Origin of the sequence: Parvibaculum sp. (assembly GCF_035511255.1) — a bacterium.
Taxonomy (GTDB): domain Bacteria; phylum Pseudomonadota; class Alphaproteobacteria; order Parvibaculales; family Parvibaculaceae; genus Parvibaculum.
Genome location: NZ_DATKFR010000173.1, coordinates 1 through 8781, shown reverse-complemented (window position 1 = coordinate 8781; position 8781 = coordinate 1). Strand labels below are relative to the sequence as shown.

The 8781-nt window shown below is 61.6% G+C and carries 6 protein-coding genes; 4 read left to right on the top strand and 2 right to left on the bottom strand.

Features of this window, described 5'->3' with window-relative positions; genetic code table 11:
• Positions 1 to 102 precede the first annotated feature (102 nt).
• A complete protein-coding gene (locus VMR03_RS06330) occupies positions 103 to 2349 on the bottom strand; it encodes a TonB-dependent receptor (RefSeq protein ID WP_325403367.1) in 2247 nt (748 codons plus the stop codon).
• Positions 2350 to 2436: 87 nt separating this feature from the next.
• Positions 2437 to 3168 (bottom strand): TetR/AcrR family transcriptional regulator, encoded by a 732-nt coding sequence (locus VMR03_RS06325; protein WP_325403365.1) that lies wholly within the window; start codon positions 3166 to 3168, stop codon positions 2437 to 2439.
• A 239-nt stretch (positions 3169 to 3407) separates the two neighbouring features.
• Between VMR03_RS06325 and VMR03_RS06320 the strand changes: the two genes are divergently transcribed.
• The 4 genes from VMR03_RS06320 to VMR03_RS06305 all read left to right on the top strand — a co-directional run.
• The gene (locus VMR03_RS06320) at positions 3408 to 5438 is read left to right on the top strand and encodes a DEAD/DEAH box helicase (protein WP_325403363.1); all 2031 of its coding nucleotides are present in this window, start codon (positions 3408 to 3410) and stop codon (positions 5436 to 5438) included.
• A gap of 52 nt (positions 5439 to 5490) precedes the next feature.
• The gene (locus VMR03_RS06315; protein ID WP_325403362.1) at positions 5491 to 5922 is read left to right on the top strand and encodes a DUF488 domain-containing protein; all 432 of its coding nucleotides are present in this window, start codon (positions 5491 to 5493) and stop codon (positions 5920 to 5922) included.
• An 87-nt stretch (positions 5923 to 6009) separates the two neighbouring features.
• The gene (locus VMR03_RS06310; protein ID WP_325403360.1) at positions 6010 to 7296 is read left to right on the top strand and encodes an acetyl-CoA C-acyltransferase; all 1287 of its coding nucleotides are present in this window, start codon (positions 6010 to 6012) and stop codon (positions 7294 to 7296) included.
• 102 nt (positions 7297 to 7398) lie between these two features.
• On the top strand, positions 7399 to 8781 hold a 1383-nt coding region (locus VMR03_RS06305; protein ID WP_325403358.1), incomplete at its 3' end, for a phosphonate degradation HD-domain oxygenase.

The window sequence follows — 8781 nt, the reverse complement described above, 5'->3', positions numbered from 1 at the left end:
GAGCCTAGAATGAGACAGGCGGCAATCGCGCCGGTCTTCGGAGGAACACCAAAACCGTCGATACGCATACTGTCGGCCATGATGTTCCTCCGTCTCCAGAGATCAGAAGTTGGTCTTGAAATAGACGCCGAAGGTGCGCGGATCGCCGTAGTAGAGGGCATCGAACCCGAAGTCCGCTGCAAGGGGAACTGTGTCGACCAGATATGTCTTGTCGAGAAGGTTCTTGCCCCAGAGCCCAAGTTCATAGCGATCGTCAGGAGAGCGCCACCCGAGACGACCGTCGAGAAGAAGCATACCGCCCTGAACGAGATCCTCTCGATTTGACGTATCGAGGTAGACCTTTGTTCGATAGTTCGCCTGGACAGTTGTCACGATGGCGTCGCCGCCGGGCAGGGCATAGTCGTAGTTTACAGTTCCGTTCAGTGTCAGTTTCGGCGAGGACGTCATCGTATTGCCGGAATAGTCGGCGCTGCCTGACTTGTAATCCTTGTAGGTCGCATGGAGTAAAGAGGCCCCGACCGACACCATCAAGCCTTCAGCCGGTCTGGCCATGATCTCGAATTCCGCGCCGTACATTTCCGCTTTCGGCGCATTGTCGAGTACCTGAACCGGGATGGTGCCGATGGTCTCGATCGTATAGACCTGCAGATCTTTGTAGTCGTTGTAGAAGAAGGCCGTGTTCAGGCGAAGCTTTCTCCCAAGAAAATCTGTCTTAGTGCCAATTTCGTAGGCGTTGACGGTTTCATCCTTATACGGCTCTGTATCGGCAAGAGGTTTGTAGCTGGACGTGAAGCCGCCGAAGAAGCCTCCGCTTTTGAAGCCTCGATTGTAGGTCGCGTAGACCTGCGCGTCGTCGTTGAACTGATAGCTCAGACCCAACCGACCAGACACCGCCGAGAAGGTTTTGGAAGCGGAGTAGTTCCAGAGCGGATCGGCGCCGTAGTTGCCGACTACCTCATAATCGATATCCTTCTTGTCGCCCGAATAGCGCAAGCCGACGGTTGCTGTCAGTTTCTCCGTCACCTTGTAATCGGTCTGGCCGAAAATGGCGTAACTGTTTGTGGTCTGAGTATAAGGATATGAGTAGTTGCCGATGCCCGTGCCGATCGGATCCCCCGTAATCGGATCGACCCCGGTGATGGGATCATATGCTCCGAAGATTCCGTAGATATCGAGATCGCTGTTCGTCTTCAGATACTCGCGAGCATAGTAAAGGCCAGCCACCCATTTGAGGCGTGTATCTCCATTGGATTGCAAGCGAAGTTCCTGGCTAAGCTGGTTCTGAAGCGATTTGTAGTGGCTCTCGAGTAGAGCATTCGGACTCGCATCGGTATCTTCCAGATCGTCGCGCTGCGACCAGTCGAAGGCCGTAATCGATATCAACGAAACCGCACCTAAATTCCAAGTGAGGCTGTTCGATCCGCCCAGCAGGTCAACGGCATCTGTGCCTTCGCGGTTATAAGAGCCGGCATACGGATCGTTATCCGTATCGGCATATCCTAGATAGTCAGTGGAGTAAGGATCGCCGCGATGCTGCGCCATGATCGCACCGTTCCGGTTCTGACCACCATGAAATTGCGTCAGCATTTCGACGTCTTCATTGGGGGTGAACAGGAAGGTCATGCGTCCCGCCCACTTGTTGGTGTTGTTGACGTCGTTGCCGGTGAATCGATTTTCCGTGAAACCGTCATTGCGCGCATAAGTCGCCGCGACGCGCACCGCAAGTTTGTCCGGTACGATTGCGTCGCTCACGGCGCCTTCGAGATTGAGGGTGTTGTAGTTGCCGTACTCGGCGGAAGCGTAGCCTTCAAGGTCTTGAGTCGGCTTTGCCGTAATGATGTTGATGGCGCCGCCCGTCGTGTTGCGGCCGTAGAGTGTGCCTTGCGGCCCACGCAGCACTTCGATGCGTTCGAGGTCGAAGAACTGTCCCCCCTGTGCGAGCGGTGAACCGATATAGGCGCCGTCGACGTAGATGCCGACCGCGTTGGTCGATGTAGGATTGAAGTCGTTGGAGCCCACGCCGCGAATGAAAATCTTCGGATTGGCCGATGCGTCCGCGCTCTTGATCTGCAGGGAGGGCGCGAGGCCGGTCAGGTCGTTGACGTCCTTGACGCCGAGGTCCGTCAGCGTTTCCGCCGAGAAGGCGGTAACCGCGACCGGGACCTTCTGAATGTTTTCGGAGCGCTTCTGCGCTGTGACTATCATTTCCTGAAGCGCGCCGTCGTCGGTGGGGGCTGCTTCGGCGGTCGTTGGAGGCGGCGGCGGTGTGTCTTCGGCCCTGGCGGCCGAGGCGGCGATGAGCAACGCCGCGGTGCAGGTGGTTCCGAGATATCGAGTGACGAACTTCATGGCTATCCCCTGTCCCCGTCACGACAACTACGTGACATAGGAACGATAGCTTCGACTATCGAACTGTCAAAGGGTTTTCGAAGCCCGTCAGCGGAATTTTGCGTAGTAGAGCGAGATCATCCAGGCGAGTTCCTCGGTCATTTTTTTGGCAGTGTCAGGCTCCTCAATGGCCATTTCAGTGGCAGCATATCCGACCTCCGTGGTCAGACGGGCAGCCATCCGCAATTCTTCCTCGGACGTATCGGTATAGAGAGTGCTCAAATATTCCGCGACGCGGTCCGCGACGAGATCGCGAGAGGCGATACGGACCTCGCGCAGCGCTGGCACGGCACGCATCGCCCGCATGATCCATACACCGCCAGGTTCCCGACGCGTGATCTCATTGACCTGCTGCTGGATGTCGAGCGTCTTGCGGTAACTCTCCTCGACGCCCTTCGATTCGAGTCCGCCATTGTCGATCCATGCGAGGACGGCGTCGTCCTGCCGCTGCATAAGCCGTGCACCGAGCTCGCGCAGCAATGCATATTTATTCGGGAAATAGCGGTAGAGGGCAGGCGGGGTCAGGCCCGCGCGCTTGCAAACAAGGTTGGTGGAAAGCTGTTCCACGCCGACTTCCTCGAGAAGCTCGCCGGCCGCAGCGAGAATGGCGTCGTATGTTTGCCGCGACCGCTCCTGAAGCGGCTGGGTCTTGATCTCCATGTCGACCGGCCGTGCCTTGCCGCGCTTGCCGGCGGCACTCACCGGCTTCGATGTGGCGGCGCGTACAGGCCCTGCTTTTCCGGGCCGGGTCTTCTCTTCAAGGTTACTGGCGCTTTTCACGATCGTCCGTCTGGATACCTGCTTCATCGCTAGAAGATGTCGCGCGATATCGACGGCGTCAATGAGATGCCGCTATGTGCCGCAGCGGGGGTGTATTCTGCCGCAGGCGCCCCGCAACGCCCCGTCGATTAACACGCGCCTTTCGGACTGTCGCGTGCTATGACCCGCCTTTCCGTAAGAAACAGTCCCGGCGAGCGTGGCAAGTCTGGCCGCCGGGCGCAGAAGGATTTGGCTCAGCTTTGGCTTTTTTACCGACAAACCCGCCGCTCGCACGGGCGCTGACGGAGCGCAACTACAACGATCCGACGCCGGTCCAGACGGCGGTTCTGGAGCCGGATGCGGAGGGGCGCGATCTTCTCGTCTCGGCGCAGACGGGCTCCGGCAAGACGGTCGCCTACGGGCTGGCGCTTGGATCGACCTTGCTCGGCGAGGCCGAACGGCTCGACGCCCCGGAGGAGCCGCTTGCGCTCATCGTCGCGCCGACCCGGGAACTCGCCTTGCAGGTTCATCGCGAACTTCAGTGGCTCTATGCCTTTGCGAATGCCCGGGTCGTCGCCTGTGTCGGCGGCATGGATCCCCGTAGCGAGGCACGCCAGCTCGCGCAAGGCGCGCATATCGTTGTGGGTACGCCGGGGCGCCTGCGCGATCATCTGGAACGCGGTCGGCTCAAGATCGCCGGCCTCAAGGCCGTTGTGCTGGACGAGGCGGACGAGATGCTCGATCTCGGTTTCCGCGAAGATCTCGAATTCATTCTCGACGCCACGCCGAAGGAACGGCGTACGCTTCTCTTTTCGGCGACCCTGCCCAAGGAGATCGTGACGCTCGCGCGGCAGTATCAGCGCGACGCGCTTCGCATTCAGGCGGCCGGTGGAGAGCGCGGACACGCGGACATCACCTATCGCGCAATCCGTGTCGCGGCGAACGAGGTCGAACATACGGTCGTCAATGTTTTGCGCTTCGCCGAAGCGCCGACGGCGATCGTCTTCTGCAATACGCGCGAGGCGGTTCGCCACCTGCAGGCGATCCTGCTCGAACGTGGATTCTCGGTTGTCGCGCTTTCGGGCGAGCTGAGCCAGGGCGAACGAAATCACGCGCTGCAGGCCTTGCGCGACGGCCGCGCACGCGTCTGCGTGGCAACGGACGTGGCCGCGCGTGGCATCGATCTGCCCAGCCTCGGTCTCGTCATCCATGCCGATCTCCCGCACGATGCCGAGGTTCTGCAGCATCGCAGCGGCCGCACGGGGCGCGCGGGCCGCAAGGGCATCAGCGTGTTGCTTGTGCCGCAATCCAAACGGCGCAAGGCCGAGCAGTTGCTCAACACGGCGCGTATTCGCGCCGAATGGGTGGCGCCGCCGTCAGTCGAGGACATCAAGAGGCTCGATCAGGAGCGGCTGCTCGAAAGTCCTGTGTTCACCGAAGAGGTGGGCGAGGACGATCTTGCAATGGCGAAGGCCCTGCTCGCAGCGCGTTCGGCGGAGGAAATCGCCGTCGCGCTGGCGCGTCTCTACCGCGCGCAGTTGCCTGCGCCGGAAGAAGTGCTCGATGCCGGCCCGCAGCGCGAGGTCCATGAGGATCGCGCGCCCAAGGGACGTCGCGAGCGCGGACCCGGCAAGGAGCGTGAGCCGCGCGTTGCCGCGCCGCGCCGCAAGCCGGGCGTCTCGGGGCTCTCCGGGGGGGTGTGGTTCAGGCTCAATGTCGGACGGCAGAAGAATGCCGACCCACGCTGGCTCCTGCCGATGATTTGCCGGCAAGGAGGCGTTACGCGCCGCGAGATCGGCACCATCGACATCTACGATCAGGAGACTCGCTTTGAAGTCGACGGCGCCGCGGCGGAAGCGTTCGAGGCTTCTATTCGCAATGTGCCGAAGGGCGAGGCGCGCATCGAGCGGGTTCGTGGCGATGCGCCCGCTCCGGCGACAGCGGCCGCGCATGTGGAGCCGGCGGATCGACCGCGGCGTGAGCCGAAGGGCCAAGCGCCCCGGGAGGAGCGCCCTCGTCGCGAAACTGTGACGGAGCAGGCGTCGGAGCGGCCGCGACATGAACCGAAGGAGTGGAAGCCCAAAGCCGATCGTCCTGCGGGCGCCAAAGGCGGCAAGTCTTTCAAAAAGGCCCATGGGGCGGCAAATGGGGGCAAGCCTCACGGAAAGCCCCATTCACCCAAGGGCAAGGGGAAGCCGGTCTGGGCATCGAAGAAGGGTGCCAAAGGCGGCAAGCCGGGTGCCGCGGGCGGCTTCGACAAGCTGAAGCACAAGGGGCCGAAGAGGGGCTAGTCACTTGTAGTCAGTCTCCACGAGAGGCAGGCTGTCGGTGACGGAGGCATCCATGAAGCTTGCGACGATCGGTTATGAACGTCGGACATTGCCAGAGCTCATCGAGCGGCTGAAGGCAGCCGATATCGACATGCTCGTGGATGTGCGTGCTGTAGCGGCTTCACGCCGGGCGGGATTCTCTAAAACCATGCTGGCAGCCTCGCTCAGGGAAGCGGGCATCGACTATGTGCATCTGCGTGCGCTCGGCACGCCAAAGGAAGGCCGTATGGCGGCGCGCGCCGGACGCTTCGATGAAATGCGCGAGATTTTTGAGAGACAACTCGAAGAACCTGCCGCGCAACTCGAATTGCTGCGTGCGGCGGAGATCGTGCAGGACCGAAAGGCGGCACTTCTGTGTGTCGAGGCGGACGTCTCGCATTGCCATCGTGCCATCGTAGCGGACCGGATTTGCGACGCGATCGGTTGTGAAATCGAGAACCTGTGATCATGTAAGGCCAGCGACGACGAAATTCCTCAAGAGTATTCCACGGCGAGCGGGTTTACTCGGCGGGGCAACGGGTTGGAGGGAACGATGAGTGGTGAGGCAAAGCTGGACGATATCTGGCTTGCGGCCGGCGTGAGGACGCCGTTCGCCAAGGTCGATGGCGGACTTTCGAAACTCGACGTGTTCGGTCTTTCCGTGCCGGTGGTGCAGGCGATGATGGCGCAGTTGGGCGGCAAGAAGCCCGACTTTCTCACCTGGGGCTCGGTTGCACCCGATCTCGGCTTCAGCAATCTTGCACGCGAAATCTGCGTTGAGGCAGGGATCGACCTCACGATCCCGTCCTTCACGACCATTCTGGCCTGCTCGACCAGCATGGTGAGCGTTTTCTCGGCCGCCGGCATGCTCGACGGGCGCGGCCGTGAGCTCGCGCTTATCGGTGGCGTGGAGAGCATGAGCCATGTTCAGGTCGGTCTCGGACACCGACTTTCGAACTGGCTGCGCCACATGCTTCAGGCGCGGTCCCTCGGAGATCGCGTCAGGCTCCTCGGCCATCTGAAATTTGGCGATGTACGGCTCGATATTCCGTCCGTGCAGAATCGTGCGACGCACAAGAGCATGGGCGAACACACGGAGGAGATGGCAAAGACCTGGGGCATTCCGCGCGAGGAACAGGACGCCGTCGCGCTGGCCAGCCATCAAGGCGCCGTGCGCGGCTGGAACGAAGGTTTTTTCGACGACCTGGTGATCCCCGTCGGCGGCGTCGCGCGCGATCTGATCCCTCGTGCCGATACAACGCTCGAAAAACTGGGAAAGCTCAAGCCCGCTTTCGACAAGACGAGCGGGCGGGGGACACTTACGGCGGGCAATTCGAGTCCGCTCACAGACGGTGCGGCGGCGATCTGGGTGGCGACGCGGAAGGGGCTGGAGCGGCTTCCTGCCGGCGTGCCGCGCGTGCGACTCGTGGATTGGGATGTCGGCGCGATCGACCTCTGGCATGAGGGGCTGCTGATGTGGCCAGCCTATGGAATCCCCCGCCTCCTCGCGCGCAACGGGCTTACGCTCGGCGACGTCGATTTGTGGGAAATCCACGAAGCATTCGCGGCACAGGTCCTCTGTCATATCAAGGCGCTGGAGGATCGCGACTTCGTGCGGCAGAAAGCCGGCGTCGAGACCGATCTTGGCCGCTTCCCGCGCGAGCGGATGAACCCGAACGGCGGCAGCACGGCTCTCGGGCATCCGTTCGGGGCCACCGGCGCGCGCATCCTCAGTCAGGCCGTCAAAGAACTCGCGGTCCGGCCTGCGGGTAGCCGCGCCGTCGTCAGTATTTGTGCAGATGGTGGGCAGGGTACCATTGCCCTCCTCGAGGCCGGTTGATCCAACTGGTGCTGTGGCGCAATGAAAATTTCACACTGCGAGGTTCCGTCGCAGGGCGATGATGGAGCGTCGAAGCAAGTTCGTGGTGCAAAGGAAATCAGGATGTCCGGGCGAACGTCGCTTTTCGCGGAACTAGAGGATATCTATGTCCACAGGGCTCACCGGCAGTATGGACTGGAGGACATCAGTCAGCTCCAGCATGCGTTGCAGGCGGCCGCCCTGGCAGAGGCGCAGGGCGAACCGCCGGCCTTTGTGCTGGCGGCGCTGTTGCATGATGTCGGACACATGATCCACAAGCTCGGCGAGAATCCGGCCGGGCAGGGCATCGACGATCGTCATGAAATTCTCGGTGCCAAATGGCTGGCGAAGCGCATGCCCAAAGCCGTCTCGGAGCCGGTGCGTCTGCATGTCGAGGCGAAGCGTTATCTCTGTGCGGTCGATCCCGATTATATGGCGCAACTCGCTCCGGACTCGGTTCTGAGCCTGAAACTTCAGGGCGGGCCGATGAATGCGGAAGAAGCGGCACGGTTTCGCGACCTGCCTTTTGCGGAGGATGCTTTGCGGCTTCGCAGACTCGACGAGGCCGCGAAGGACCCTCACGTCGAAACTCCGCCTGTGTCGCACTTTCTGCGTCACCTTGCTGCTTGCCACATAGGCGCGGCGGAGCGCGAAAGCTTTCGACGTGACGGCGTACTCGTCTTGCGCGATTTTTTCGGCGCCGACGAGGTTGCGGAAATAGACCGCCTGTCGCGCGCGATGGGGGCGGAGGCCGACGAGATGTTGCGGCTTGCGAACGACAGCGGCCGCCCCGTCGCGGAACTGGCGCGGGAGATGCCCGACGCATTGATCGCCGTGCCTGAAGCCGCCGACCCGATGCAGCTCTGCCGGTTCGAATATCTCATCGGCCGCAACGAGGAGTTCCGACATCTGATCGAGACGCGGATCGCGCCCGTGATCGAGGCGGTGACGGGCGAGCCCTTCATTCCTTTCAAGGACAAGGAGAACGAGAAGCATCCCGGAGGTGGCGCCTTCGGCCCGCATCAGGATTTCGCCGCCTATCAGGCTTTCGGTCCCCGCTACAATGTGACCGCCATGATTTCAGTCGATGCCGCGACGCGCGAAAACGGTTGCCTCGAATTCGCGTCCAACTGGGCGGCATTTGCCGCGGCGGCTTCCGATGCGGTGGAAAGCCGGGTCGAGGGACGTCCGCTTCTGCGTTTTCACAAGGGCGGCGCGCAGAACGGCGACATTCTGGACCCCATCGAGCAGGCGCTCGACTGGCAGGCCGTCGAGACGTCACCTCTCGATCTCGTCCTTTTCGATTCGTTTGCACCACATCGATCGGCGCCGAATGGCAGCGCTGCATCGCGACGCGCCATGTTTCTCACCTTCAACGCCGTGCGAGAAGGCGACTGGTATCAACGTTATTATGCCGACAAGCGCACCAATTTCGACGACCCGAAGTTCCACATTTCGACCCCGACC